The 25,751-nt window shown below is 60.4% G+C and carries 23 protein-coding genes; 12 read left to right on the top strand and 11 right to left on the bottom strand.

The features are described 5' to 3' along the window. Window positions 1-6: 6 nt before the first annotated feature. Complete coding sequence (locus tag AC2LD7_RS07375; protein ID WP_484597104.1) at window positions 7-609, top strand: acyl carrier protein phosphodiesterase; 603 nt, start codon at window positions 7-9, stop codon at window positions 607-609. On the opposite strand, the gene AC2LD7_RS07370 is transcribed toward AC2LD7_RS07375, so the two are convergent. Continuing rightward, window positions 597-1,373 (bottom strand): class II aldolase/adducin family protein, encoded by a 777-nt coding sequence (locus AC2LD7_RS07370; protein ID WP_484597103.1) that lies wholly within the window; start codon window positions 1,371-1,373, stop codon window positions 597-599. The two genes, AC2LD7_RS07375 and AC2LD7_RS07370, sit on opposite strands and share 13 nt — an antisense overlap. A 103-nt stretch (window positions 1,374-1,476) precedes the next feature. After that, window positions 1,477-1,929 (bottom strand): flavodoxin, encoded by a 453-nt coding sequence (locus AC2LD7_RS07365; RefSeq protein WP_484597102.1) that lies wholly within the window; start codon window positions 1,927-1,929, stop codon window positions 1,477-1,479. 259 nt (window positions 1,930-2,188) lie between these two features. Between AC2LD7_RS07365 and AC2LD7_RS07360 the strand changes: the two genes are divergently transcribed. From AC2LD7_RS07360 to folX, 3 genes are all read left to right on the top strand, one after another. Then, the gene (locus tag AC2LD7_RS07360; RefSeq protein ID WP_484597101.1) at window positions 2,189-2,836 is read left to right on the top strand and encodes a PilZ domain-containing protein; all 648 of its coding nucleotides are present in this window, start codon (window positions 2,189-2,191) and stop codon (window positions 2,834-2,836) included. Window positions 2,837-2,969: 133 nt separating this feature from the next. Beyond that, entirely contained in the window at window positions 2,970-3,680 is a 711-nt protein-coding gene (gene folM, locus AC2LD7_RS07355; RefSeq protein WP_484597100.1) for a dihydromonapterin reductase, read from the top strand. 16 nt (window positions 3,681-3,696) lie between these two features. Next, window positions 3,697-4,071 carry a dihydroneopterin triphosphate 2'-epimerase gene (folX, locus tag AC2LD7_RS07350; RefSeq protein ID WP_484597099.1) on the top strand — a complete coding sequence of 125 codons (375 nt, stop codon included), beginning with the start codon at window positions 3,697-3,699 and terminating at the stop codon, window positions 4,069-4,071. A 13-nt stretch (window positions 4,072-4,084) separates the two neighbouring features. On the opposite strand, the gene AC2LD7_RS07345 is transcribed toward folX, so the two are convergent. Beyond that, window positions 4,085-4,456, bottom strand: coding sequence for a sensory rhodopsin transducer (locus AC2LD7_RS07345; protein ID WP_484597098.1), 372 nt, complete (start codon window positions 4,454-4,456; stop codon window positions 4,085-4,087). Window positions 4,457-4,604: 148 nt separating this feature from the next. Here AC2LD7_RS07345 and AC2LD7_RS07340 point away from each other — a divergent pair, with 148 nt between their 5' ends. The 4 genes from AC2LD7_RS07340 (at window position 4,605) to AC2LD7_RS07325 (ending at window position 6,883) form a co-directional block, all read left to right on the top strand. After that, window positions 4,605-4,898: a DUF1244 domain-containing protein gene (locus AC2LD7_RS07340; RefSeq protein WP_484597097.1), complete on the top strand. Its 294-nt coding sequence runs from the start codon at window positions 4,605-4,607 to the stop codon at window positions 4,896-4,898. Beyond that, window positions 4,895-5,254 carry a HopJ type III effector protein gene (locus tag AC2LD7_RS07335; protein ID WP_484597096.1) on the top strand — a complete coding sequence of 120 codons (360 nt, stop codon included), beginning with the start codon at window positions 4,895-4,897 and terminating at the stop codon, window positions 5,252-5,254. Before AC2LD7_RS07340 ends, AC2LD7_RS07335 begins: the two co-directional genes overlap by 4 nt. A 204-nt stretch (window positions 5,255-5,458) precedes the next feature. Then, window positions 5,459-6,217, top strand: a complete 759-nt coding sequence (gene cysZ / locus AC2LD7_RS07330; protein ID WP_484597095.1) for a sulfate transporter CysZ — start codon at window positions 5,459-5,461, stop codon at window positions 6,215-6,217. Window positions 6,218-6,271: 54 nt separating this feature from the next. Further along, complete coding sequence (locus AC2LD7_RS07325; RefSeq protein WP_484597094.1) at window positions 6,272-6,883, top strand: flavodoxin family protein; 612 nt, start codon at window positions 6,272-6,274, stop codon at window positions 6,881-6,883. A 164-nt stretch (window positions 6,884-7,047) separates the two neighbouring features. On the opposite strand, the gene AC2LD7_RS07320 is transcribed toward AC2LD7_RS07325, so the two are convergent. The 4 genes from AC2LD7_RS07320 to AC2LD7_RS07305 all read right to left on the bottom strand — a co-directional run bounded on the left by AC2LD7_RS07320 (window position 7,048) and on the right by AC2LD7_RS07305 (window position 10,052). Continuing rightward, a complete protein-coding gene (locus AC2LD7_RS07320; RefSeq protein WP_484597093.1) occupies window positions 7,048-8,157 on the bottom strand; it encodes an NADH:flavin oxidoreductase in 1,110 nt (369 codons plus the stop codon). 60 nt (window positions 8,158-8,217) lie between these two features. After that, window positions 8,218-8,814, bottom strand: a complete 597-nt coding sequence (locus AC2LD7_RS07315; RefSeq protein WP_484597092.1) for a TetR/AcrR family transcriptional regulator — start codon at window positions 8,812-8,814, stop codon at window positions 8,218-8,220. 146 nt (window positions 8,815-8,960) lie between these two features. Beyond that, complete coding sequence (locus AC2LD7_RS07310) at window positions 8,961-9,443, bottom strand: glutathione peroxidase (RefSeq protein ID WP_484597091.1); 483 nt, start codon at window positions 9,441-9,443, stop codon at window positions 8,961-8,963. A gap of 123 nt (window positions 9,444-9,566) precedes the next feature. Next, window positions 9,567-10,052: an FKBP-type peptidyl-prolyl cis-trans isomerase gene (locus tag AC2LD7_RS07305; protein WP_484597090.1), complete on the bottom strand. Its 486-nt coding sequence runs from the start codon at window positions 10,050-10,052 to the stop codon at window positions 9,567-9,569. 238 nt (window positions 10,053-10,290) lie between these two features. Here AC2LD7_RS07305 and AC2LD7_RS07300 point away from each other — a divergent pair, with 238 nt between their 5' ends. The 3 genes from AC2LD7_RS07300 (at window position 10,291) to AC2LD7_RS07290 (ending at window position 14,782) form a co-directional block, all read left to right on the top strand. Beyond that, on the top strand, window positions 10,291-11,478 hold the full coding sequence (locus tag AC2LD7_RS07300) for an acetate kinase (RefSeq protein WP_484597089.1): 1,188 nt from the start codon (window positions 10,291-10,293) through the stop codon (window positions 11,476-11,478). A 90-nt stretch (window positions 11,479-11,568) separates the two neighbouring features. Then, entirely contained in the window at window positions 11,569-13,665 is a 2,097-nt protein-coding gene (gene pta, locus AC2LD7_RS07295) for a phosphate acetyltransferase (protein WP_484597088.1), read from the top strand. A 208-nt stretch (window positions 13,666-13,873) separates the two neighbouring features. Beyond that, window positions 13,874-14,782 (top strand): acyltransferase, encoded by a 909-nt coding sequence (locus AC2LD7_RS07290; RefSeq protein WP_484597087.1) that lies wholly within the window; start codon window positions 13,874-13,876, stop codon window positions 14,780-14,782. Between the two features lie 25 nt (window positions 14,783-14,807). Here the strand turns inward: AC2LD7_RS07290 and AC2LD7_RS07285 are convergent, their stop codons facing one another. The 3 genes from AC2LD7_RS07285 to AC2LD7_RS07275 form a co-directional block, all read right to left on the bottom strand. Continuing rightward, complete coding sequence (locus AC2LD7_RS07285; protein WP_484597086.1) at window positions 14,808-16,949, bottom strand: putative bifunctional diguanylate cyclase/phosphodiesterase; 2,142 nt, start codon at window positions 16,947-16,949, stop codon at window positions 14,808-14,810. A gap of 98 nt (window positions 16,950-17,047) precedes the next feature. Further along, complete coding sequence (locus AC2LD7_RS07280) at window positions 17,048-20,755, bottom strand: CHASE domain-containing protein (protein WP_484597085.1); 3,708 nt, start codon at window positions 20,753-20,755, stop codon at window positions 17,048-17,050. A gap of 155 nt (window positions 20,756-20,910) precedes the next feature. Then, the gene (locus tag AC2LD7_RS07275; RefSeq protein ID WP_484597084.1) at window positions 20,911-21,567 is read right to left on the bottom strand and encodes a YiaD family glycine zipper/OmpA-like lipoprotein; all 657 of its coding nucleotides are present in this window, start codon (window positions 21,565-21,567) and stop codon (window positions 20,911-20,913) included. A gap of 363 nt (window positions 21,568-21,930) precedes the next feature. On the opposite strand from AC2LD7_RS07275, the gene AC2LD7_RS07270 reads away from it, so the two are divergent. Further along, window positions 21,931-23,976, top strand: a complete 2,046-nt coding sequence (locus AC2LD7_RS07270) for an ATP-binding protein (protein ID WP_484597083.1) — start codon at window positions 21,931-21,933, stop codon at window positions 23,974-23,976. On the opposite strand, the gene AC2LD7_RS07265 is transcribed toward AC2LD7_RS07270, so the two are convergent. Beyond that, entirely contained in the window at window positions 23,973-25,655 is a 1,683-nt protein-coding gene (locus AC2LD7_RS07265) for a fatty acid--CoA ligase (RefSeq protein ID WP_484597082.1), read from the bottom strand. The two genes, AC2LD7_RS07270 and AC2LD7_RS07265, sit on opposite strands and share 4 nt — an antisense overlap. Window positions 25,656-25,751 lie beyond the last annotated feature (96 nt).

Raw genomic sequence — 25,751 nt, 5'->3', positions numbered from 1 at the left:
CACCAAATGAACTATCTCGCACACCTCCATCTCGGCGGCCCGCGGCCCGGCGAGCTGCTCGGCAGCCTGTACGGCGATTTCGTCAAAGGCCCGTTGCAAGGCCGCTGGCCCGCCGACATCGAAGCCGGCATTCGCCTGCATCGGCAGATAGATGCCTATACCGATAGCCATCCGTTGGTGCTTCAGGCCAAGCAGCGTTTTCCCAGCGAGCGACGGCGTTATGCGGGGATATTGATCGATCTCTTTTTCGATCACTGCCTCGCCGCGCGCTGGCATGACTATGCCGCAGAGCCGCTGCAGCAGTTCACCGCACGGGTTTATCGAGTGTTGAGCGAGGAAGCTGAGCTACCCGGCAAGCTGGCCTTGATAGCGCCACGCATGGCGGCCCAAGACTGGCTCGGCAGCTATCGGGATTTCGCGGTCATGGAGCAGGTAGTGGCGGGCATGAGTCGACGGCTGTCGCGCCCGGAAGGGTTGGCCGGCGGGGTGGTAGAGCTGGAGCGACTGTACGTGCCGCTCCAACAGGACTTTCGCGAGTTCTACCCACAACTGCAGGCCTTCGCCCAGCGCAGCGGCGCCGAGCTGACGGACCGCGATCAGCTGTCGTAACCGGGGCTTTGCTGATCGAGTTTGCGCAGCAGCGCGGGCCAGGCCAGCGCACCGCCCATCCCTCCTTTGCTGCGCGTGACGCCTGCCGCCATGGCTTTGGCTCCGGCGAGAATCTGCTCGGGAATCGGAATCAGCTCGGCACCCCCGGTGTGCGCCATCACCTGTATCTCACAGGCGCGCTGGAAGATGAACATCATCAGGAAGGTATCGGCAATGCTCGCACCGCAGGTCATCAGCCCGTGGTTGTGCAGCAGCATAAACGCGGTTTCGCCGAGATCGGCCTGCAACCGGGCCTTCTCCTCGTGGTTGAGCGCCACGCCCTCATAGCCATGGGTGGAAAGACTGGAAAGTACGAACAGCGATTGCTGGCTGATCGGCAACAGCCCTTGCTTCTGCGCCGACACCGCCACGCCTGCCGCAGTATGGGTATGCATCACGCAGGCCACGTCATGGCGGACCTCATGCACGGCACTGTGAATGGTGTAGCCGGCCGGGTTGATGTCGTACGGACTGTCCAGCAACTTGTTGCCGGCCAGATCGATCTTCACCAGGCTGGACGCCGTGATCTCGTGAAACATCAGCCCGTAAGGGTTGATCAGAAATTCGTCCGCGTCGGGAATCTTCGCCGAGAGGTGAGTGAATATCAGGTCGTCCCAGCCATGCAGCGCGACCAATCGATAGCAGGCGGCGAGATCGACACGCGTCTGCCATTCGGCGGCGCTGACTTGGTTCTTGAGCGAGTGAATTGAATGCAGAGCGGTCACGAGGCACCTCTTCTTGTTGTTTTCGGTGCCTTGATTCTAGCGAGCGTGAAACGGGTCGGAAGTCGCCTATCCAGCCAGCGTGATGACCGCAGAAGACATTCGCTCAAGCACGCAGGGCTGCAGCGAAGCGTTCCAGCCAAGGCTCGGCATCACTTTCGGGGGTAACCGTTTCACTGGCATCGAGGCGCAGCATGTCCTGAACCTCGCGCACACCGAGTTCGGCATAAAGCTCTCTTACCTGTTCGCCAGCGCCACAGAAGGTGTCGCCGTAGCTGGCATCGCCAAGCGCAATGACGCCGCCTGGTAGCCCCTGCCAGGCCGGAGATTGGTCGCGAATGGCTGAATACAGCGGGATGAAGTTGTCCGGTAGCTCGCCCATGCCGGTCGTTGCGGTTACCACCAGCAGCGCCTGCGGCGCGAATTCGATGATCTGTGGAAGTTGCGCGCGCGGGTCATGCCAAGTATCGAAACCGGCTGCCTTCAATGTACTGGCGGCGTGGCGGGCGACGTCTTCGGCTGTGCCGTAGACCGTACCGGAGAGGATGGCAACTTTCATGATGGGCTCCGCTGCGAATTGAAGCTGAGCATTATGCCGTATTCGACACATCCAACCCGCTTGAGCGTATCTACACTTGATCGTTGAGAACCAAGGCTTATGGCAAGGCCTGGGCGACAGGAGGGAACTCGTCGCTGAAAGCACTGTCGCAAAGCGGTCTGGCAGAGGCGCCTGCCGGGCGCAGGCACCGATCGGAAAGCACCGGAGCGACGGAAGCATGGGATTGCCTGCCCCTGCTGCCCTTGAGAGGGATATCAGAATGCCGAAAAAGACCGTACTCACCCGCGCCGAGCTGGCGTACATAAACAAGCTCGTCAGCAGCTCGCGGGCCGAGCCGGGCGAGACGCGGGCCGGCTTTCGCGTAGACGGCGGTGAGCATGCCAATGGCTTACTGTTGCAGCTGGCCGCAAAGGCCAACCTGACGCTCGAAGCGGAACTCGAAGACTATTGCATGTCCTTCCCGGTGCAACTGAGCGAAGACGAATTCCACACGATCCAGCTGCAACTGGCACCGCCGACCATCTACGAACGCGGGCCGGTTCTTCGTGCCTGGCGTTTGCATCTGGACGAGCCGCTGCCGCTGCTCTCCGATAATGGCGACGAAACCGCGCTGAGCGTCCACGAGCTGTCGCCCAACGGCCTGTTGGTGGACACCGGACCGAAAAAGAAGGCGCCCAACCATCTTCATCTGCGCCTGGCTCTGCCGGGCGAGGACTCATTCAAGATCGACGCACACCGGATCCGTGATACTGAAAGCGGAATGACCGCGTATGAAGTCGAATATCCGCAGGACAAGGATGCCGAACGCATTCGTTCCTATCTTTATGAGCAACATCAGCGCCTGCATCCGGAACTGCAGCCGGAGCTCCCGACCGAAATGCTCACCGAAGACAGCGACCGTTCATAAATCCTCGCCTTGCCGCCGCTTCGCGAGCCATGGCAGAGCCGCAGCGTTCACTGGTGTAAGCTGGCCGACCGCGCGTGGCGTCGTAGTCGGCCATGCGAGACCATCCGCCAACCATAGCCAGGTTCAGTGAGCGATGACCCAGCCTACGGCCCCAATTCTGATTACTGGCGCCAGCCAGCGCATAGGCCTGCATTGCGCCGAGCGCCTGCTCGACGAAGGGCAAGCAGTGATCGTCAGCTACCGCACGCCCCGGGCAAGCCTCGACGGGCTGCGCGAACGCGGCGCCATCACACTGCAGGCGGATTTTTCCGGCGCAGCGGGCATCCACGCCTTTATCACCACGCTGAAACAACAGACCCGCTCGCTGCGCGCCATTGTCCATAACGCCTCGGATTGGCACGTCGAGACACCCGGCGAGGAAGCGGACGTGTTCAAGCGAATGTTCGAGGTGCATATGCTTGCACCCTACCTGATCAATCTTCACTGCGCCGAGCTGCTGCAGCACGGCGGTCCGGCCGACATCGTCCATATCGGCGATGATGTCACCCGTACCGGCAGCAAAAAACACATCGCCTATGCCGCCAGCAAAGCCGGACTGGACAATCTCACCTTGTCGTTCGCGGCCAGCCTGGCACCCGCCATCAAGGTCAACGGCATCGCCCCGGCCCTGATACAGTTCAACGAAGGCGATGACGAGACCTACCGACGCAAAGCGCTGGCAAAATCCGCGCTGGGTATCGAGCCCGGCGCCGAAGTGATCTACCAGAGCCTGCGTTACCTGCTCGACAACCCCTATGTCACCGGCACCACAATGACCGTCAATGGTGGCCGCCATTTGATTTGATACGCCAAGGAATCCCATGCCCCGACTGGAACCCGCAATGGCGCGCATCCGCGTCAAAGACCTGCGACTACGCACCTTCATCGGCATCAAGGAAGAGGAAATCCTCAACAAGCAGGATGTGTTGATCAATCTGACGATGCTCTATCCAGCGGCCAATGCGGTGCGTGACAACGACATCGAGCATGCGCTGAATTACCGAACCATCACCAAGGCGATCATTCAGCACGTCGAGGACAACCGCTTCGCCCTCCTCGAGCGGCTCACTCAGGAAATCCTCGACCTGATCATGCAGCACCCGCAAGTGCGTTACGCCGAGGTAGAGGTGGACAAGCCGCATGCTCTGCGCTTCGCCGAGTCGGTATCGATCACGCTCGCCGCGCATCGCGATTGACAGGCGGCGTCAGTCAATCGCTGCCGTAGGCCATGGTGGTCATCAGCGCGCGGTCACCGCTGCGAGCGTCCAGCCGCGTGTGCTGAATGACCACGGGCACGCTGGAGACGAACACGCTGGCGTAATCGGTCTCGCGCGGCACCGCCTCGGGCGCTTTCAGATCATCGAAGCGAAGGTGCAGGGTTCGTCTCGCAGGCACCCGTATTTCGAACGGGCCGACGGGCTCGCGATCGGCGAAATACAGCGTCAGCTCGATCACCGCTTCCAGCGGGCCGGTATTAAGGATGCAGGCTGTTTCATGACTGCGCAGCGCGGGCTCTTCAGGCTTCGGCCCTAGCGCCGGCAAATAGCCTTCGGCAATCACCCAGTGTCTTTTTCCGATCACGCCTCAGACTCCTCTGCGGTGGATAGCCGGCTCAGCCATCCTCACTAAAGCGGAGGCGAATCGGCGCGCTAAGTTCCCCGTCGGCAACTGGCCCCGGCATTCACCCGAGGTTATGATCCTGCCCACATGCAACGCCGAGACCTATGACATGAATGACCAAGAACGCACCGAACTCGAAGCCGCCGCCTTTCGCCGCCTGGTACAGCACCTGCGCAGCCGCCCGGACGCGCAGAACATCGACCTGATGAACTTGGCGGGCTTTTGCCGTAACTGCCTGTCGAAATGGTACAAGGCGGCCGCTGACGATCTGGACATTGAGGTCAGCATCGACCAGGCGCGCGAAGAGGTTTATGGCATGCCGTACGCCGAGTGGAAGAAGCGCTACCAGAAAGAAGCGACCGCCGAGCAGCAAGCCGCCTTCGAAAAAGGCCAGAAACCATGACCAGCCTTCGCGATTTTCGCGCCAGCCTGCGCAACCGCAATCATTCCTTCAGCGAGACGCTGGCCTTCATTGCCAGCGCCTATGATTACCAGCCAAGCCGCTTTCTCAATGGCAGCGTGGAAAACGCCGCCGGAGAGAACGAAGGTTCGTGCAAGACACTCGCAATAGCGGTTCTGGAGGGCTTCACTACAGAGGAAGCATTGCTGGCTTTCGGCGAGCATTACCAGTCGGTATTGGCCACGCCCACTGGAAACGACCACCGCAACATTCGCGCACTGATGGACACCGGATTACCAGGTGTGCGCTTCGATCAGCTGCCGCTCACGCGCAAAGCGGGCGGGTTCGAGGCGGATTAAAAAAGGGCCGGCCAGGCACTTGGGAAGGCTTGAAAGCGGACGGCCCTGAAAACCAAAGAGGCGTTTCGAGGCAAAGTCTGACGGCCAGGCGCAACGCCGGCCATTGGCTAAATCTGATCGGCTGCATAGTCGGTCGCTATCAGGCTTTTCCGGCCGGTGCAAAGCCGGTAAGGTCCGGACCGATTTCTTCAGGAGTATTGCCCCATGCCCATCGCCGCCCTTTCCGGCCCGCAATACCTGCGTGAAGGCCTGAAGCTGATCCTGAGTCCAGGACTGCGGCTGTTCGTCATTCTGCCGCTGTCAGTGAATCTATTGTTGTTCAGTGGCCTCATTTATCTGGCGATACGACAGTTCGGCAGCTGGGTCGACGCTTTCATGCCGAGCCTGCCCGAGTGGCTGATGTTTCTGGAGTACATTCTCTGGCCGCTGTTCGTGGTCATGGTCGTGCTGATGGTGTTTTTCACATTCACCATGCTGGCCAACATTATTGCCGCCCCGTTCAATGGCTTCCTCGCCGAGAAAGTCGAAACGGTGGCGCGTGGCGAAGACAGCTCGCCACCCTTCAGTTGGGCCGAACTGCTGGCCATGCTGCCGCGCACCATCGCCCGCGAAGCACGTAAGCTGGCTTATTTCGCACCCCGTGCGCTTGCATTACTGATTCTTTCATTCATCCCCGTGCTCAATCTCGTTGCCGCACCGCTGTGGCTGCTGTTCGGCGTCTGGATGATGGCGGTGCAGTACATCGACTACCCGGCGGATAACAACAAGATGAGCTGGATGGAAATGATGGCCTGGCTGCGCCAAAGACGCTGGAAAAGCCTGAGCTTTGGCGCGGTGACCTATGCCGCACTGCTGGTACCGGTGCTGAATCTGCTGATCATGCCGGCCGCCGTCGCGGGCGCGACGCTGTTCTGGGTACGCGAGGGAGGCAAGGGACAACGAACGCCTGTCGCCAGCAAGTGAACTGCAATCCGAGCAAGTGTCTAGATTTAAACACTTCAATTCGGGAGATCTGCAATGGCGCTTTCCGCCCTGGCCATCAACTGCACACTCAAGGCATCCCCAAACGAATCGTCCTGCAGCCTGTTGCTGAGCCAGGCCGAACGCGAACTCGAAAAGCTCGGAGTGACCTGCGAACAACTGCGGGCCGTGGATTTCAACATCAAACCGGGCGTGACGTCTGACGAAGGTCCTGGCGACGATTGGCCGATGATTCGTGAAAAAATTCTGGCCGCCGACATTTTGTTGCTTGGCACACCGATCTGGCTCGGGCATCCAGCAAGCGTTTGTCAGCGTGTATTGGAGCGCCTCGATGCCTTCCTCGGCGAGGTGGACGACCAACAGCGGATGGTTTCCTACGGCCGAGTGGCCTGTGTTGCGGTCGTTGGCAACGAGGATGGTGCTCACCATGTAATAGCCGATCTATATCAAGGGCTAAATGACGTGGGCTTCACCATTCCTGCCAACGGCTGCACTTACTGGGTCGGTGAGGCGATGGGCTCGACGGATTACAAAGACCTAGACGCCCCTAGCGAAAAGGTTTCCAAGACCAACGCGATGCTTGCACGCAACGCCGTACATCTGGCGACGCTGCTTAAGCAGTCAGGCTATCCCGGCGCCTCGGAGTAACGCGTAGGTCAGCACCGTATACGGAGTGCCACATTCGTCAGCGATAGCTGATAGGTTTCACCTACCGATCCGTCCTACAGATGCGTATCTGTAGGATGGGTGAAACCATCAAGCTCACTGGTTGCAAATGATCGTGCAACAACCCGCGCAGGTGCTTAACCGACTCAAGCCAAGGTATTCAGCGCTTCCCGACTGAACGGTAGGATGTCCTGCATACGTCCCTCGCGCACCTTCAACGCCCAGTCCGGGTCGCAAATCAGTGCGCGACCCACCGCAACCAGATCGAACTCCTGCTTGTTCAAGCGTTCCAGCAGGCCTTCAATATTGGCCGGCTGGGCGACCTTGTCTGTCTCGACCATAAACTGCAGAAACTCGCCGTCGAGGCCCACGCTGCCCACGGTGATGGTTGGCTTGCTGGTCAACTGACGGGTCCAACCCGCCAGATTGAGCTCGGACCCTTCGAATTCGGGCTCCCAGAACCGACGCGTCGAACAATGGAAGATATCCACGCCAGCCGCCGACAGCGGCGCAAGAAACTCGCCAAGCGCTTCCGGCGTAGTCACCAAACGCGCGGTGTAGTCCTGCTGCTTCCATTGCGAGAAGCGGAAGATGATGGGGAAATCCGCACCCACTGCTGCGCGAACGGCCTCGATCAACTCGATGGCGAAACGCGAGCGATTGGCCAGACTGCCGCCGTATTCATCGGTGCGCTGATTGCTGCGCTCCCAGAAGAACTGGTCGATCAAGTAACCGTGAGCGCCGTGAATTTCAACTCCATCCATGCCGGTGTCTTTGGCATCAGCCGCAGCCTGAGCGAAGGCCGCGATGACGTCCTGGATGTCCTGCTTGGTCATGCCATGCACGACGACCCGACCGTCCTTGAGCTTCTCCATCGGACCGTAACCGGGCACTTCAAGCTCCGGCTCGGTGCCCTTTTGACGCACATTGCCGACATGCCAGAGCTGCGGAACGATCTTGCCGCCTGCCGCGTGTACCGCCTCGACGACCGCCTTCCAGCCGGCCAAGGCGTCTTTGCCGTAGAAGCGCGGCACTTGTGGATAGCCGTTGGAAGCCCGATGGCCCACCGTGGTGCCCTCGGTGATGATCAACCCTACACCCGATGCGGCGCGGCGACGGTAGTACTCGACCACCTCTGCGGTCGGCACGCCGTTTGGCGAGAAGGAACGAGTCATTGGCGCCATCACCACGCGCGTCGGCAATTGCAGGCTGCCAAGCTGGAACGGCTGAAACAGGGCATTCACGGCTGCGGTCATCGTTGTCTCCTTGATCAAGAACAAAAGCGACCGGTCGTCTCACCGCTCGCACAAAAAAAATCACCGAAGCGTCAGTAGACGCTCCAACTGGATCAGAAAAATATTCAACGGCGCGACTTTGCGTCCTACCTTCATGCGCAGCAGCGCACCTTCCCAGGCATTGCCGATAAACTCAGCCAACGCCTCGCAATCCGTATTCGTATCGATTTCGCCGGCTTTGCGGGCCTGCTCGATGCAGCCCGCCAGCAGCTCTACGGAGCGCCGCAGAATGGTCTCGACCTGTTGTCCGATCGGCTGCGACAGCTCGGCCATCTCGAAACTCAGGCTACCGATGAAGCAGTGATATTCCGGGCTTTCCTGACGAGCAAAATGAGCAACCAGTTCAGCGTAATAAGCGAGGACTCGCTCACGCGGGCTCAACGACGAGTGAGCCAGCGCGGCCTGGTAGCGCTCCAGCCGAGGCTGATAAAGGTATTCCAGCGCCTGCAGAGCGAAATCTTCCTTGCTGGCGAAGTAGTGGTAGAAAGACCCCTTGGGAATTCCAGCCGCTTGAACGATTTCCAGCACACCGGTGCCGTGATAGCCACGACGGGTCATCACCTGCGCGCCTTTGGACAGGATCAGTTCGCGTTTGTCGATTCGGGTTTGGCTGTTCATGGACCGAGCATATGACCGGTCGTCTCGTGCGAACAGCATCATCTATGGCGCTTATTTCACCGCCACGGGTACGGCGATAGCGTTTCGAAAATGTCAGCGAGGCTTGCGGCAAATGCAGCGGCGGGCGCCGCTGCATAGGGGGATCGTCAGGCGAGTGCGTTTTCGATCGCCTGAATCAAGGCCGGATCGTCGGGAGCGGTTCGTGGAGAGAAACGCGCCAGCACGCGGCCGTCCTGGTCGACGAGAAACTTCTCGAAGTTCCAGCTGATATCGCCGGGGAAGTCCGCCCCTTCGCCGGCCAGCAGACGGTACAGCGGATGACGTTGCGGGCCGTTGACTTCGAGCTTGCTGCTCAGCGGAAAGCTGATGCCGTAGTTTTCGTTGCAGAACTGCAGAATCTCCGCATCGCTGCCGGGTTCCTGCGCTGCAAACTGATTGCAGGGAATGCCAAGCACGCCGAAACCACGATCCTGATAGCGCTGATGCAACGCCTGCAGCCCCGCATATTGTGGGGTTAGCCCACACTCGGAAGCCACATTGACCACCAACGTCAGCTGAGTTTTCAGCGGCGCAAGGGGCAACTCCTGGCCAGCAAGGCCGGGCAGAATCAACTCGTGGAACGCGCTCATTCTCTCTTCTCCATGGTTCTGCGAAGAACCTAAAAAAAGTGCCCCGGTGATACCGAAGCACTTCCATCGCCCAATCACTTCGATCGAGCTTTATCGCCGCTCACTCGCCTTGCAGCAAGAGAGTCAGTGCTGATGACCACCTTCGCCATGCACGTGACCATGGGCGACTTCTTCTTCGCTGGCGTCGCGCACATCGACGATCTTGACGTCGAAATTCAAACGCTGTCCGGCCAGGGGATGATTACCGTCGACAATTACATCGTCGCCCTCGACATCGCGAATGGTGACGATCTGCATCCCGCCGTCCGGACCGGAGGCATGAAACTGCATACCGACTTCCAGCTCGTCGACGCCTTCGAACATCGCGCGGTTGAGGGTTGCGACCAGCTCCGGGCTGTACTCGCCATAAGCATCCTGCGGCTCGATGGCGACCTTCACTTCGTCACCGCCCTGCTTGCCTTCGAGAGCCTTTTCCAGACCCGCGATGATGTTACCCGCACCGTGCAGGTAGACCAGCGGCGTGCCGCCGGCCGAGCTGTCGATCACCTCACCGGCGTCGTTGGTGAGTGTGTAGTCGATTGACACAGCCTTATTAGCGGCAATCTGCATGAGGCAAAACCTTTGCTGGGGAATGTGATGCCAAAGTTTAACCGCGAGCTGCGTCGATTGCGAACCGAGCCCAGATAAACGGGACCATCCGCCGTACTGACAATCCCTTTGTAGGCGCTGCCTCGGGCGGTATCGCATACAACCTTTGGAGAACATCAGTCCATTGGGAGCTATGAAAGAATCCTCGCTGAAATCTAGGTGACGTATTCCAACAATTATTCGCATCCAAGGAGCACCGATGTCGGCTCGAAACATCCTGGTGATTAACTGCGGCAGCTCGTCGATCAAGTTCGCGCTGGTCAACGAAACGCAAGCGACCTTTCCCCTGCAGGGCCTGGCCGAGCGTCTCGGCAGCCCTGAAGCAGTGCTTCACTGGCAGTTGGGAGACACCAAGCAGAGCCTGGACATTCCCGGTGCAGATCATCGCGCCGCGCTGGAGCAACTGTTGCCGCTCGCGCAGGAGGCTGCCGGCGGCAAGCTCGACGGTATCGGTCATCGTGTAGTCCATGGCGGCGAGCATTTCACCGGTTCGAGCCTGATCGACGAAGCGGTGCTCCAGGCCATCCGCGACAGTGCCCAACTAGCACCCTTGCACAATCCAGCCAACCTGGTTGGCATCGATGCGGCCATCGCCCTCTTTCCCGGTCTGCCGCAGGTGAGTGTATTCGACACCGCTTTTCACCAGACCATGCCCGAGCACGCGTTCCGCTACGCCGTGCCGGAATTTCTCTATAAGGAACACAGCGTCCGCCGCTACGGCTTCCACGGCACCAGCCACAACTACGTCAGCAAGCGCGCCGCTGAAATGACCAACCTTCCGGTGAAAGACAGCTGCTGGCTGACGGCGCATCTGGGCAATGGTTGCTCCACCTGCGCCATCGTCAATGGCGAAAGCCGCGACACCAGCATGGGCCTGACGCCGCTGGAAGGTCTGGTCATGGGTACACGCAGCGGCGACGTCGATCCCAATCTGCACAGCTACCTGAACCGCACTCTGGGTTGGAGCCTCGAGCAGATCGATCGCGTGCTCAACCATGACAGCGGCCTGAAGGGATTGTCGGGCTTGTCCAACGACATGCGTACCCTTTACGAAGCTCGCGTTGCCGGGCATCCGGGCGCCAACCTGGCCTTTGAAGTGTTCTGCTACCGCCTGGCCAAATCCCTGGCGAGCATGGCTTGCGCCCTGCCGAAGCTCGACGGCCTGATCTTTACTGGCGGCATCGGCGAAAACTCGGTTGCCGTACGCAGCCGTACCCTGGAACACCTCAAGCTCTTCAACTTCAAGCTCGACGAAGACGCCAACGCCCATTGCACCCGCGGCGTCGGTGGCGAGATCCAGGCCGCGGGCAGCCCGCGCGTGCTGGTGGTCCCCACCAACGAAGAGCGTCAAATCGCCCTGGACACGCTCGCGCTGCTCGACGCCTGACCACGCCCGCACCTGCACAAGCCCAGCGACTCATTCAGGCGTCGGGTTTTGTGCTCAGCATCGCCATCGCTTGCTCGACAGGAGATCTCCATGCATACGCTCTTTCTCGCCCCCTGCGGTTTCGGTGGCGGCCTCAACTCCATAAGCCTCGGTCTGATCCGCTCGCTTGAGCGTGCGGGGTTGAAGGTCGGCTTCTTCAAGCCAATCGCCCAGCCGTTCCCGCTCGACCAAGGCCGCGGGCGCTCCTGCGTGCTGGTGGAAAACACGCTGGGCATTTCTTCGCCCGAACCGCTGCCGCTGGAGCAGGTGGAGCGCCAACTGGCCGACGGCGAACTCGACCTTCTGCTCGAAGACGTCGTTAGCCGCTATCAGAAAGTCGCGGCGGGCAACGATGTAGTGATTGTCGAAGGCATGGTGCCGACGCGGGAATTCAACCACACCTCGCAAATCAATACCCATCTGGCCAAGAGCCTCGACGCGGAAGTCATCCTGATTTCCGCACAGGGCGGCGACACCCTCAAGCGTATGGCCGAACGTATCGAGATCCAGGCGCAGCTGTTCGGGGGTGCCAAGGACCCGAAGGTGCTTGGCGTGATTCTCAACAAGGTCAAGAGCGACGATGGCGTAGCGGCCTTCATTGAACGCATGAAGGAACAGCTTCCGCTGCTCGGCACCCAGGATTTCCAATTGCTCGGCACGATTCCCTTCGCCGAGGAGCTCAATGCCCTGCGTACTCGCGACATTGCCCAGCTGCTAGATGCCAACGTGCTTCACGCTGGCGGGGCCGAGCAGCGCCGCGTCAGCAATATCGTGCTTTGCGCCCGCGCCGTCCCCAACACCGTGCAACTGCTGCAACCGGGCGTGCTGGTCGTCACCCCCGGCGACCGCGACGACATCATTCTTGCGGCGAGCCTGGCCTCGCTCAATGGCGTCGAGCTCGCCGGTCTGCTGCTGTGCAGCGACTTCGCCCCGGACCCACGCATCCTTGAATTGTGTAAGGCGGCGCTCGATGGCGGCCTGCCGGTGATGACCGTGCAGACCGGCTCTTACGATACCGCGACCAGCCTGTTCGGCCTGAACAAGGAAACGCCGGTAGACGACATCGAGCGCGCCCGCCAGGTGACCGACTTCATCGCCAAGCATCTGCAATCCGAACTGCTCCATACGCGCCTCAGCGTACCCCGCAGCGAGCTGCGGCTGTCGCCGCCAGCGTTCCGCTATCAATTGGTCAAGCGCGCCCAGCAAGCGAACAAGCGCATCGTTTTGCCTGAAGGCAACGAGCCGCGCACCATTCGCGCTGCCGCCATTTGTCAGGAGCGCGGTATTGCCCGCTGCGTACTGCTGGCCAAGCCGGAAGACGTTCAGGCAGTTGCCCGTGAGCAGGGCATCAACCTGCCGGCCAACCTAGAAATTCTTGACCCCGAGCTGATCATCAACCACTACGTCGAACCCATGTGCGAAATGCGCAAGGCGAAGGGCCTGACCCCGGACGATGCGCGTGAACAGCTCAAGGACACCGTGGTGCTCGGCACCATGATGCTGGCGCTGGATGAAGTGGACGGCCTGGTTTCCGGCGCGGTGCATACCACCGCCAATACCATCCGCCCTGCGCTGCAGCTGATCAAGACCGCGCCGGGCTACAGCCTGGTGTCCTCGGTGTTCTTCATGCTGTTGCCGGACCAGGTATTGGTCTATGGCGACTGCGCGGTCAATCCCAACCCGAGCGCCACCGAACTGGCCGAAATCGCGCTGCAGAGTGCCGAGTCCGCCGTAGCGCTTGGCGTCAACCCGCGCGTGGCGATGATCAGCTACTCCACCGGGACCTCCGGGAGCGGCGCCGAGGTGGAAAAGGTCGCCGAAGCCACACGCATCGCTCAGGAGCGCGCACCCAGCTTGCCCATCGACGGCCCGCTGCAATATGACGCCGCATCGGTCGCCAGCGTCGGTAAACAAAAAGCGCCGAACAGCCTGGTTGCAGGTCAAGCCACTGTGTTTATCTTCCCCGACCTGAACACCGGAAACACAACCTACAAAGCGGTTCAGCGCAGCGCCAACGTGATCAGCGTCGGGCCGATGCTGCAAGGCCTGCGCAAGCCGGTAAACGACCTGTCCCGCGGTGCGCTGGTGGATGACATCGTCTTCACCATCGCGCTCACCGCGCTACAGGCGGACAACCAGAAAGGTTGAGCTGACCAAAGCCTGGGGCCTGGAGCTGGTGGGGCTTCAGGCTTCAGGCTTCAAGTGTGCGCGGCAGTCCCGAAACGCTGACACGGACTTTTAAGCTTTTTACGTATTTCCTTGCAGCCCGCAGACTGTCGCCTGCCACCCGCTTCTTGCAGTTCCACGCGCAATCGTTACCCTTGCCGCCTGAACTGATGCGTATACGGGCCAATCGATGTTGAGCTTCCTTCCCGCCCCGCTCCGGGGACTCCTTGCCGGCCTGACCCTGGCGTTGAACACGCTGTTCTGGTGCTGGCCGCTTTTCGCCCTTTCGCTGCTCAAGCTGGCGCTGCCGATCCCGCGCGTCCAGCGTGCGCTGCGCTTCGGCATGCATTGGATCGCCGAATCCTGGATGGCCGTGAACGGCTTCTGGATGGATCAGGTGCGACACACACAATGGGACGTGCAGGGCCTGGAAAAGGTCGACATGCGGCACTCCTACCTGGTCACCAGCAACCATCAGAGCTGGGCCGACATCCTGATGCTGCAGTATCAGCTGAGCCGGCGTATGCCGATCCTGAAGTTCTTTCTCAAGCAGGAGTTGATCTGGGTGCCGGTGATCGGCCTGTGCTGGTGGGCGTTGGAGTTTCCCTTCATGAAGCGCTTCACCAAGGAATACCTGACCAAGTATCCGGAAAAGCGTGGCGAAGATCTGGCCACGACCCGCAAGGCCTGCGAGCGCTACCGGACCAACCCTGTTTCGGTATTCAACTTTCTCGAAGGCACGCGCTTCACTCAGGATAAGCACGACGAGCAAGCCTCGCCCTATCGCTACCTGCTCAAACCCAGAGCCGGCGGTATCGCGTTCGTGATCGACGCCATGGGCGAGCAGCTGACCTCGCTAATCAACGTCACCATTCACTACCCGGACGGCAACCCGAGCTTCTGGGATTTGCTCTGCGGCCGAATCGGCCAGGTGGTGATGCGCATCGATTCGCTGCCGATTCCCGCCGAATTTCTGCATCGCAGTTACGATCAGGACGAGCGCTATCGATTGAGCTTCCAGGAGTGGGTCAACGAACTCTGGAGCGACAAGGACGCCAAGCTCGAGGCGCTGCATCGCCAATTCCCGCCGAGTCGGTAGCTTTCGCTGGCCGTACGGGCCGGTATCATCCGGCCGTTTGGTAATTCAGCTGCAGCCAATCGACTTTGCGGGGAAATGCGAGAGCGTCGTCGACCGTCAGTCCTGGTGCCACCAGGAAGCCTTGCATCACCTGGCAACCATGAGCAATCAGCCAATCGCGCTGAGCGAGCGTTTCGACGCCTTCCGCAATGACTTCGAGCTCCAGGTTCCGCCCCAGATCGATGATGGTGCTGACCACCGCCGCATCGCGCGGCGAGTCGAGCATATTGGCGATGAACAGCCGGTCGATCTTCAGCGTATCCAGGTCGAAATGTCGTAGGTAGGCCAGTGACGAATAACCGGTGCCGAAATCGTCCACGGCTACCCGCACACCCAGTTCGCGCAATTGCCGGAGCTTGTCGCAGCTCTGTTCGAGGTCCTGCATCAGCGCACCCTCGGTGACCTCCAGTTCCAACTGGCGGGGGTCGAGCTGATATTCGTCGAGTAGGCCGCGCAATTCATCGAGCAATCCGGCCCGACTGAACTGCACCGGGCTGACGTTGAAACTCAGGATCAGCTTGTCGCCAAATCGCTCACGCCAATCGCGACATTGCGCCAGGCCCTCGCGCAGCGCCCATTCGCCGACACGGTCGATCAGCCGGGTTTCTTCCAGTAATGGGATAAAGACGTTCGGCTCGACCATGCCGCGGCCGGCAAAATCCCAACGCAGCAAAGCCTCGAAGCCGCGTAGCTCGCCCGTCTCGAGAATTACCTGCGGCTGATACGCCAGAGCGAAGCCATTGCGCTCGATGGTGCTGCGCAGGTTTTCTTCCATCATCAGCCGCGCATGGGCACGGCCGTTCATTTCCTTGGAGAAGAAGCGGTATTGCTGCCGTCCGGCGCGCTTGGCTTCGTACATGGCCATATCCGCCGAGCGCAGCAGCTCTTCCACGCTCTGCCCACAGTCGGGGAAATGCGCGATGCCGATGCTGGCGCCAAGGGTGACCTCGGTTCCGTCGATGGTATGCCGAACCGAAATCAGTTCGATGAGCTTCTCGGCTACCTTGGCGGCATCTTCCGGATGATCGAGAGAATCCAGCAGCGCAGTGAACTCGTCGCCGCCCATGCGCGCAATGATGTCGTAGGGGCGCATGCAGGTTTCCAGCACCCGCGCTACGCGGCAGAGAATCTCGTCGCCGGCGTCGTGCCCCAGCGAATCGTTGATCCGCTTGAAACCGTCAAGATCGATATAGAGGATGGCCATGCGCTTGCCATTCCGGTCGACCCTCGCCAATGCCGAGTCCAGCGCTTGATGGAAGCCTCGACGATTCAACAGACCGGTCAGCGAATCGGTGACCGCCTGGGTTTCCAACTGAACATGGAGGTTGCGCACCACTGACATGTCCAGCGCGATGACGACCATCGAGCGCTGCTGGCGCGGCAACGGTGACGACGACAGGGCCACCGGCAGCGTGGTGCCACGGGTGGTATTCAGCTGCGCCTCGTGCAGGCGATAGGTATCGCCGCTGCGCCAATGCTTGTAGAAATCGGTGTCGCGCCAGGCGTCGGGCATCTGCGGAGAGGCCAGATGATCGACCAGCGCAGTGCCCTGCAGGGCATCGACGCTGGTATGCAGCATCTGCGCGATCGCCGGGTTGGCGAAATTGATGTAGCCGTCTTCGCCCACCACAAGGATGCCTTCGGCGGCATTGCTCAATACCGATGCATTGAACGCCCGAGCGCTGTCGAGCTGCTGGGTGAGCAGTTGCAGATCGCGACGATTGTGCTCGTGGCTCAACAGCGTATTGATCTTGTGCTTGAGCACCTGTGGGTCGAAGGGTTTCAGAATGAAATCCACCGCACCCGTGGCGTAACCACGCAGCACCGAATCGCGGGTATGTGCGATGGCCGAGACGAAGATGATCGGGGTGTAGCGGGTATGTGGGCTGCCACGCATCAGTCGCGCAACTTCGAAGCCATCCATGCCCGGCATCTGTACATCCAGCAGCACCAGTTCGACGTCTAGATCAAGCAGCGCCTGCAGGGCTGCTTCACCGGAGTTCACGGTATGAACCTGCCAGTCGCCGTCGCCCAGCAAGGCTTCCATCGCGACCAGATTCGCCTCACGATCATCGACCACCAGCAGCGTGCGGGTACGTGGCTGTGCTTTGGCTTGCACCCGCGGCATTACCCGGCGCCCCTGCTCAACACGCGGTTGATTCCGACTTCGGCGGCGTCAGCAATGACACCAGCCCGGCATAAACGATGCGTCACACGCTTTCTCCTCTATGGACTCTCGCGAAGGTCATCAGCGCGCCCTAGACAGCGGCGCAGCAACTCGGCCAACTTGGCGCCATCGATCGGCTTGAACAGAAAATCATCGGCACCGGCCGCGATGCCCTGCTCGCGAACGGCCGGATCGGCGCCAGCTGCCAAGGCCACGATCGGTACCTGACAACCATAGTCGTTTCTAAGCTGGCGGATCAGTGCAACGCCGTCATTATTCGGCAACGCCATGTCCACCAATGCCAGATCAAAGGCATCGTCATCGAACCGTTCGAGCGCCTCGGTACTGGTCGTGGCCGGAACCACCTGCAACCCCTGCTCGTCGAGCATGGCGCTGATGGCGTAGATCGCCCGCACATCGGGATCCACCAGCAGCACACGCTGCCCCAGCAAGGGGTGCCCCATCTCGTTTATGTCCAGGGCCGCTGACTCGACTGCGGCGGGTTTCAATGCATCATCCATATGCTCCAATCCCTCTGTTTTTGACAACGCAACCGACGAATAGCGCCGAAGCCGCCCCAGATTCTTCTCCGAGAGCGATTCACGACTGTTCAATACAACGCGTACATCTTTCAGCGAGCGCAGACGATCGAGCGCCTCGAGAAGGTCCAGGCCATCCTCATCGGGAAGGTCGAAATCGATGATCAGCACGGTAAACGGATGCTCCGCGTAGGCTAGTCGCGCATCCTCGCTACGCTGGCAATCGGTGACTCGATATCCGAGGCTTTCGAAATGCTCGCGCAGTTGCCGGCGCCGCTCTGAATCGGTCTCGACCAGCAGCAACCATGTCGGATTGGCTTCGTGACGCACCAGTTCGATGAACAGGCGCTCCAACTCCGACTGCGCCACTGGCTTGAGCAGATAGCGCGAACTGTCATCCGACCAGCCATGCGGCTGTGGCACACAAGAAATGATATATACCGGGGTGCCCTGATGCCGCGAATCGGCTCGCAACATCCGATGCACCTGCCAGCCGCTGATATCCGGCAGCAGAATATCCAGGATTACCGCAGCGAAACGGTCTCGCTCGAGGGCATCAAGCCCCTCCTGGCCGGTTCCGCAGATCACACTGGAAAAACCATGGGATTGCCCGACTTCCGCTACCACCGAGGCGAAATCGGCATCGTCTTCGACGATCAATAGACCGCGCCCCTGGCCACGACGCTGAGATGGCCGCAACGTCCTGATCTCCGTGGTCGCCGCCGGCCTCAGCGGCAACTCGACGGTAAAACAAGAGCCCTGGCCCGGCGCGCTTGTGAGACGGATGCCGCCGCCGAGGACCTCGGCCAGTTGCCGCGCAATCGCGAGACCAAGTCCCGTGCCGCCGTACTGCCGACTGATCGAGCCGTCGATCTGCTGGAACGCTTGGAAGATGCGCTCGTGCTGGTCTTCAGCGATACCGATACCGGTATCGCTGACAAAAATCTGCAGCACATCTTCGTCGGTTGGATTCTCGGCCGGCTTGCATGCGACATAGATTTCCACGGAGCCTTGCTCGGTGAACTTCAGGGCGTTGGTTACCAGGTTGCGCAGAATCTGCTGCAGGCGCGCACGGTCGCCGATGACAGATACCGGCACATCCGGGTCGATCCGCGTGTTCAGCGCCAGCCCCTTCTGCTCGGCCATGGGGCCGAGCCCGGCAGTCAGCTCCACCAACAGCTCGGCCAGGTCCAGCGGTTCCGGCTTGATCTGCATGTGGCCAGCCTCGATCTTGGCCAGATCGAGCACGTCGTTGATCAACTGCAGCAGATCGTGCCCGGCGCGATGGATGATGTCGGCATGCCGGACCTGCTTCTCGGTAAGGTTGCCACCAGCGTTCTGCCTGAGCTGATCGCTCAGGATCAGGATGCTATTGAGCGGCGTACGCAGCTCATGGGACATGTTTGCGAGGAATTCTGACTTGTAGCGATTGGCGATGACCAGCTCGTTGGCCTGGTCGCGCAAACGCCGTTCGGCCGCTTTGCGATGACTGATATCGATCACGACCGCCTGCACCAGTTGCTCTTCACCACTGCGTAGCGGCGACAAGCCGACTTCAACGGGCAACAGCCGTCCATCCCGATGGCGGCCGAATAGCTCGCGGTTATCGCCCAGGCGACGCAGTTCGGGCTCGTGCATAAAGCGATGGCGCACTTCCAGGTAAGTCTTGCGCATCGATTCGGGTATCAGCAGCTCGACCAGCTGGCCCAGCAGCTCCTGCCGGCCATAACCGAACAGCAGTTCGGTCTGGCGGTTGACCATGACGATCCGCCCGTCGTAATCGAACAGTAAAAATGCATTCGGCGACGCCTCGACCACGTTACGGAAACGCTCTTCATCGCGCTTGCGCTGTTGCAGATCGACCAGGTTGAGCAGGTAGTGAAGACCGTCGTCTCGGCTGAAACTGGTCAGGCTCAGCGAAACCGGTATCGGCGTGCCGTCCTCGCGCAGCGCCTGGCTTTCCTGATGATTGGCCTCAGGCTGCTCACGCGAGGTTTCTTCCAACGCGCCGGGGACGTAGCGGCTCAGACGTTCTCCCGCCAGCAGATCAGCATTGCTGCCAAGCAGCACCGCGGCGCTCTGGTTCGCCAGTTCTATTCGCCCTTGGGAATTGCATAGCAGGGTCGCCACTGGCAACTGCTCGATCAGTTGGCGAAACCGTGCTTCGCGCTCTTGAAGCCGGGCACTGAGGATCTGGCTATTGCGCAGCGCACGCTCGCGCACGTACAGGTAGCCGCCGATCAGCAGAGCAAACAGCACCGCCGCAGTCATCGCCGCAGCCAGGCTGAAAGTCCGCCCGGAGCTGCGCAGGATGGCCTCGTATTCCGGTGTGCTGGCTATTTCCAGCTGCCAGCTGCGGCCGTACATATAGATATTGCGGGTGCGATGAAAGCTTGCATCGCTGCTAACCGGCGCACGCCCCACCAGCAACGGCTCATCCGGCGCAGCAGCATCGAACAGTTGCAGCTGGAACAACTTGCTGCGAGAGCCCAGCACACCTTCCATCAGGTCGGTCAGCCGGAACGCGCCATGCAGGGTGCCGGTGAAGGCGCTCTGTCGCTCGTCGAGCGTCGTGATCGGCGCGCCGGTTCGATACAGCGGCAGGAATAACAGGATGCCGACCTGCGCGTTCTGCTCGGTTTCCTGCTTGAGGCGCAAGGGCCCGGTGAGCATTGGCATGCCAATATTACGCGCGCCGATGATGGCTTCTCGGCGGGTTTCCTCACTGAACATGTCGAAGCCGACCACCCGGCGGTTACGCCAGTCGAGCGGATGAATGTATTCGGCGATCAGATATTCGTCGCGCTTGCCAGGCGGGTACATACGGAAATCGGTACGGTCATTCCCGCGGATCCGGGTGAGAACGGATTGAAGATTGTCGCCGCGCGCGTAACGCGCCAGCGCGAGGGCCTGGATGCCGGGATAGAAATCCTGAAGTTGAAGTTGGTCCGATGCACGGTTCCAATCGTTCAGCGAGACGCTATCGCTGCCAACGAAAAGACCTGCGAGACCGCGCAAAACCATTTCATAGGCGCGCATACGCTCACGCAGCGTGTTTTCGACATCATTGACGGCCAGGTTGAATCGCTGCGCCTGCTCGGCGCGGATCCGCATTTCCTGAACATGCCATTGCCAGCCGACCCATCCTCCGAGCCCCACCATCAAGGCCAATGTCACCGCCAACGGCAACCAAGGCTTGCGAGAATGGAGAGCGGTACGATCATCCATTCGACCTCCTCAGTGCCACTACTGGCTCGCTGTCACGAGCTTCAGAGTCACGGATTACCGAGAGGTTCAATGCTAGACGCAAATAAGCTAAAACAATGACGCCACTTAAATGACACAGGCGAGCCCGTTGCGGGTCTCGCCTGGTTTGGAGCGGTTTACAGCGGCCGCAGGTTGATTTCTACGCGGCGGTTCTGCGCCCGCCCCGAAGCGGTGCCGTTGCTGGCGATCGGCTGGCTCGGGCCGGCGCCATAGGACGAGATTCGCGAAGCGGCAACGCCGTTGCCTTCAAGATAGGCGGCAACGCTACGCGCGCGGCGATTCGACAGGTCCTGATTGAGTTGTTGCGAGCCGGTGCTATCGGTATGGCCGACAATGTCGATGCCGTTCTTGTTGAATTCCTTGAACACCTGAACCAGCGAATTCAGCGTTGGATAGAAACCGCTGGAAATATCCGCCGAGCTGCTCGCAAACGTAATGTTGCCCGGCATGATCAGCGTCAGATTATCGCCGTCGCGCTGGACCTGAACGCCAGTGCCTTGCAGCGTCTGGCGCAGCTTGGCTTCTTGGGTATCGACGTAGTATCCGTAGCCGCCACCGGCTGCGCCACCCACCGCGGCGCCGATCAGCGCGCCCTTGGCACGGTCTTTCTTACTGGACGTGGCGGCGCCGATCACCGCGCCGCTGATCGCACCGATGCCCCCATAGATGCCTGCCTTACCCGCCTCTCGATCGCCGGTATAGGGATTGTTGGTACAGCCCGCCAACAGAACGATGGTCGCGGCGAGTGCAGTCAGGTTACTCAGCTTTTTCATGGTTGCTTCCTTTAGCTCCGGGACGTCAGCCTGCCGGAGGAAGGTCCGCCACAGGCTGAAAATGCGCCGCTAGGTTAACACCCAGCAAGGTGCCGAACCGGAACGTACCGACGAACCTGTCGCAACGGAGCACCCGGCTGAAAATAAACACGATTTATATATATGAAACCTGCCGTTCCTGAGCTATAGCCACCGTAGACGGTGGAGCTATCCGACAACGAACCGCGAATCAGCGATTGAACGTGTCGGCGGCCCGACTCCTCGAAATGGATCGGAATTATTTCCGAAAATCGGCAACTACTAGGTTATAGAGAACGCACGGGCCTGCATTTGGCCGGGAGCTGAGCCATCGACATACAGGATATGCTGCGCATTTTCGACGCTCTGCCAGGCGTCGTGCTGGTAGTTGCGAACGACGCCGATTACACCATGGTCGCCGCAAGCGACCAGCGTTTACGAGTCACCATGACGCGTCGCGAAAATGTGATCGGCGAGCCGCTATTCAAAATCTTCGATGGCGGAGGCGCATCTGGCCCTGGCGCCGAGGGCGTCGGCCTGTTGCGTACGTCGTTGGCAGAGGTGGCGCGCACCGGCGAACCACAGCAACTGAAACAGGTGAGCTATGCGCTGCGTCGCCCGGACGAAGCCGGCGGCGGTTATGAAAATCGTTACTGGGACGTCATCAACTCGCCGGTATTCGATGAACAGGGCCGGGTAAGTCACATCATTCATCAGGCCGAAGATGTCACCGAAACCCTGCTGGAGCAGGAGTCGGTGGCACTGCGCTTGCGTGAGAGCAGCGAACGCCTGAACGCGGCGCTGCTGGCCTCCGGCACCGGCACCTTTTACTTGGATTTGCACAACAATCGCTTGGACATGGACCTGCCCATGCAGCGGCTGCTCGGGCTGGAAGGCATGGCCTCGGGCTGGCTCAGCGATTTTCTTGAGAAGGTTCACTCCGACGACAGGACAGGAATCGTCCAGCAATGCGAGCTCTGCGCACGCTACGGCGACGACTTCGAGATGCAGTTTCGGGTGATTCTGCCAGACGGTAGCGAGCGCTGGATTTTCGACAAAGGACAGACGTTCGCCGATGCCGACGGCAAGCCTTCCTACATGGTCGGGGCCTGCCTCGATATCACCCAGCACAAACGCACCGAGCATGCGCTGCATCGTCTCAACGAAACCCTTGAGCAACGCGTCAATGCCGAGGTCGCGGCGCGCGCCAAGACCGAGGCGGCATTACGCCAGTCGCAGAAAATGGAGGCCGTGGGCCAACTGACCGGTGGCCTGGCGCACGATTTCAATAATCTGCTGGCCGGCGTGATCGGTTCGCTGGAGCTATTGTCGTTGCGCCTGCAGCAGGGTCGAGTCGACGATCTGCAGCGCGATGTCGATAGCGCACTGAGCTCGGCCACCCGAGCGACGGCCTTGACCCATCGCCTGCTGGCGTTTTCGCGCCGTCAAACACTGGACCCCAGCCCCACCGATCTGAATGCGCTGGTCGAAGGCATGATGGAGTTACTGCAGCGCACCACCGGTCCGCTGGTGGATTATTCGACCCGGCTGTCCAATGATCTCTGGCTTACGCTCTGCGACACCAACCAGTTGGAAAACGCGCTGCTTAACCTGACCATCAATGCCCGCGACGCCATGCCTGATGGGGGTCAGCTGACGTTGATCAGCGAAAATCTCAGGCTGGACGAGCCGGCCGCCCAAGAGCTCGGGCTTCAGCCAGGCGAATACGTGGCGCTCGGCGTTCGCGACACAGGTGTTGGCATCCCGCCGGAGAAGCTCGGCTACGTCTTCGATCCGTTCTTCACTACCAAACCATTGGGTGAAGGCACAGGGCTCGGGTTATCCATGGTCTATGGCTTCGCCAGACAATCAGGCGGCGGCGTGCGCATCGAAAGCACCGTGGGCGAAGGCACCAGCGTCTGGATTTACCTGCCGCGCCATCACGGCCAGCTTGTTAGTCAGGATACTCAGACGGCGGCGAGCCTGGTGCCCGCCCCGGTCGAGGGCCGGACCGTTCTGGTGGTCGATGACGAACCCAACGTTCGCACGCTGGTGTCTGAGGTGCTGCAAGAAATGGGACTCAAGACCCTCGAAGCCGCCGATGGCCCCAACGGACTGCGCATCCTCGACAGTGATACGCACTTGGATTTGCTGATTTCGGATATTGGCCTGCCCGGCGGCATGAACGGACGCCAACTCGCCGATGTGGCACGAGAAAAGCGGCCCTCGCTGCGCGTGCTGTTCATCACCGGCTATGCCGAGAAATCGGTACTGCACCGCAGCAACGCCTTGCACGATTACGAAGTCCTGACCAAACCCTTCAACATTGCGGTTCTCGAAGACAAGGTCCGCAGAATGCTGGGGCCTGGCCAGGGTAGCGGTTCGAACTAGATCGACGAGATGGCGCTGCTGCCCTCTTCCAGCCAGCGGGCGATGTCTACCCGAATACGTTTCTTGTCCAGCTTGCCGACGCTGGTCTTGGGGATATCGGCGACCACCGCGATCTGCTGCGGGATCGCCCATTTGTTGATATGGCCCTGCTCCACCGCAGGTTCGAGGAAACCCTGAAGGGTCCACGCATCGAGCTGCTTGCCCTCGCATAGCACCAGCAAGGCGAACGGGCGTTCGCCCCAGCGCTCGTCCGGCACGCCGACCACCGCCACGTCGCGTACGGCCTCGTGGCGACTGATCAGCCCTTCCAATGCCAAGGAAGAAATCCACTCGCCGCCGGTCTTGATCACATCCTTGATGCGGTCGCGAATGTCGATATTGCCCATCTCGTCGATGGTTGCGACGTCACCGGTATGCAGCCACCCCCCAGCCCATAGCTCCTCGCTCTTTTCCGGATTGCCGGCGTAGCCCTGGGTCAGCCACGGCGCTCGCAGTACCAGCTCGCCCTGGGATGCACCGTCAGCAGGCAGAAAGCTGCCGTCCGGTGCCTGGATCGCCGCGTCGACCAGCACAACCGGAATGCCGGCCTTGAGCCGGTAGCTGGTTTGCTCGTCCTCACTGGCTTGACGCAGTTCATCATTGATATGGGCACCGGAAATCAACGGGCAGGTTTCCGACATGCCGTAGGCGGCCACCAGTTGCATGCCGCAGGCTCGGGCCGATTCGTAGAGGCCGCGGGTCAGCGCGCTGCCGCCGATGGTGATTTTCCAGCCGTTGAAATCCACGCCTTGCGCGGCCTTGGCGTTGAGCAGCATCTGCACAATAGTCGGTACGCAATGGGAGAAGGTCACCTTCTCGCGGCGCCATAGGTCAATCAGCAACTCCGGGTCGTAACGTCCCGGATAGACCTGTTTGAGTCCCAGCATCGTTGCCACGTACGGCAAGCCCCAGGCGTGTACGTGGAACATCGGCGTGATTGGCATGTAGGCATCGCCCGCCGCCATCAGCTGCGGATTGTCCCGGCAGCCGACAGTAATCGCCCCTGCAAGCGTATGCAGAACCAACTGGCGATGGGTGAAGTAAACGCCCTTGGGATCCCCTGTAGTGCCGGTGGTATAGAAGGTGGTGGCAACCGAATCTTCATCGAAATCGGGAAAATCATAGTGCGGCTCCGCGGCCGCCAGCAGACTTTCGTACTCCCCGACGCAATTCGGTAAATCGCAGCTTTTGTCTCGCGCATCGGTGATCAGCAGGGTCTTGTCGACGCTGGTGAGCTGGCCGGCGATCGCCTGATACAGGGGCGCGAATTCACTATTGACGAGAACGAAGCGATCCTCGGCATGGTTCATGGTGTAAAGAATCTGCTCGGGAGACAGGCGCACATTGATGGTATGCACGACCGCGCCGATCATGGGAATCGCGAACATGCATTCGAGGTAGCGGTGGCTGTCCCAGTCCATCACCGCCACGGTGTCGCCGGCCTTGACCCCAGCGGCCGTCAGTACGTTGGCCAACCGTGCGATGCGCTGATTGAGGGTGCGATAGTCGAAACGTAGCTGGTCGCGGTAAACGATCTCACGAGTGCGCTCGTAACGCTGGCCCGACAGCAGCAGACTTTTGATCAGCAGGGGGTATTGGTAGGCGTTCGTGGCGGGTTTGATCACACGGGTCTGCAGCATAGGGGCTTCCTTGTTATTGATGTTATGAGATGCGCTCTACAACTTTCGGCCTGGCGCCGGATCTTCGCGGCGGAACCCACCGCGCAACTTCGACAG

This window comes from Stutzerimonas sp., from assembly GCF_982611455.1.
This window is presented reverse-complemented; position numbering and strand designations above follow the sequence as displayed.

Excerpts from the sequence above, each read along its gene's own strand:
- AC2LD7_RS07325 (WP_484597094.1), top strand. The coding sequence starts at position 6,272 with ATGGCGCTTTCCGCCCTGGCCATCAACTGCACACTCAAGGCATCCCCA.
- AC2LD7_RS07285 (WP_484597086.1), bottom strand. The coding sequence starts at position 16,949 with ATGCCGCGGGTGCAAGCCAAAGCACAGCCACGTACCCGCACGCTGCTG.
- AC2LD7_RS07310 (WP_484597091.1), bottom strand. The coding sequence starts at position 9,443 with ATGAGCGCGTTCCACGAGTTGATTCTGCCCGGCCTTGCTGGCCAGGAG.
- AC2LD7_RS07275 (WP_484597084.1), bottom strand. The coding sequence starts at position 21,567 with ATGAAAAAGCTGAGTAACCTGACTGCACTCGCCGCGACCATCGTTCTG.
- AC2LD7_RS07315 (WP_484597092.1), bottom strand. The coding sequence starts at position 8,814 with ATGAACAGCCAAACCCGAATCGACAAACGCGAACTGATCCTGTCCAAA.
- AC2LD7_RS07320 (WP_484597093.1), bottom strand. The coding sequence starts at position 8,157 with ATGACCGCAGCCGTGAATGCCCTGTTTCAGCCGTTCCAGCTTGGCAGC.
- AC2LD7_RS07265 (WP_484597082.1), bottom strand. The coding sequence starts at position 25,655 with ATGCTGCAGACCCGTGTGATCAAACCCGCCACGAACGCCTACCAATAC.
- AC2LD7_RS07305 (WP_484597090.1), bottom strand. The coding sequence starts at position 10,052 with ATGCAGATTGCCGCTAATAAGGCTGTGTCAATCGACTACACACTCACC.
- AC2LD7_RS07375 (WP_484597104.1), top strand. The coding sequence starts at position 7 with ATGAACTATCTCGCACACCTCCATCTCGGCGGCCCGCGGCCCGGCGAG.
- cysZ (WP_484597095.1), top strand. The coding sequence starts at position 5,459 with ATGCCCATCGCCGCCCTTTCCGGCCCGCAATACCTGCGTGAAGGCCTG.
- AC2LD7_RS07270 (WP_484597083.1), top strand. The coding sequence starts at position 21,931 with ATGCTGCGCATTTTCGACGCTCTGCCAGGCGTCGTGCTGGTAGTTGCG.
- AC2LD7_RS07360 (WP_484597101.1), top strand. The coding sequence starts at position 2,189 with ATGCCGAAAAAGACCGTACTCACCCGCGCCGAGCTGGCGTACATAAAC.
- AC2LD7_RS07290 (WP_484597087.1), top strand. The coding sequence starts at position 13,874 with ATGTTGAGCTTCCTTCCCGCCCCGCTCCGGGGACTCCTTGCCGGCCTG.
- folX (WP_484597099.1), top strand. The coding sequence starts at position 3,697 with ATGCCCCGACTGGAACCCGCAATGGCGCGCATCCGCGTCAAAGACCTG.
- AC2LD7_RS07340 (WP_484597097.1), top strand. The coding sequence starts at position 4,605 with ATGAATGACCAAGAACGCACCGAACTCGAAGCCGCCGCCTTTCGCCGC.
- AC2LD7_RS07365 (WP_484597102.1), bottom strand. The coding sequence starts at position 1,929 with ATGAAAGTTGCCATCCTCTCCGGTACGGTCTACGGCACAGCCGAAGAC.
- pta (WP_484597088.1), top strand. The coding sequence starts at position 11,569 with ATGCATACGCTCTTTCTCGCCCCCTGCGGTTTCGGTGGCGGCCTCAAC.
- AC2LD7_RS07335 (WP_484597096.1), top strand. The coding sequence starts at position 4,895 with ATGACCAGCCTTCGCGATTTTCGCGCCAGCCTGCGCAACCGCAATCAT.
- AC2LD7_RS07300 (WP_484597089.1), top strand. The coding sequence starts at position 10,291 with ATGTCGGCTCGAAACATCCTGGTGATTAACTGCGGCAGCTCGTCGATC.
- folM (WP_484597100.1), top strand. The coding sequence starts at position 2,970 with ATGACCCAGCCTACGGCCCCAATTCTGATTACTGGCGCCAGCCAGCGC.
- AC2LD7_RS07280 (WP_484597085.1), bottom strand. The coding sequence starts at position 20,755 with ATGGATGATCGTACCGCTCTCCATTCTCGCAAGCCTTGGTTGCCGTTG.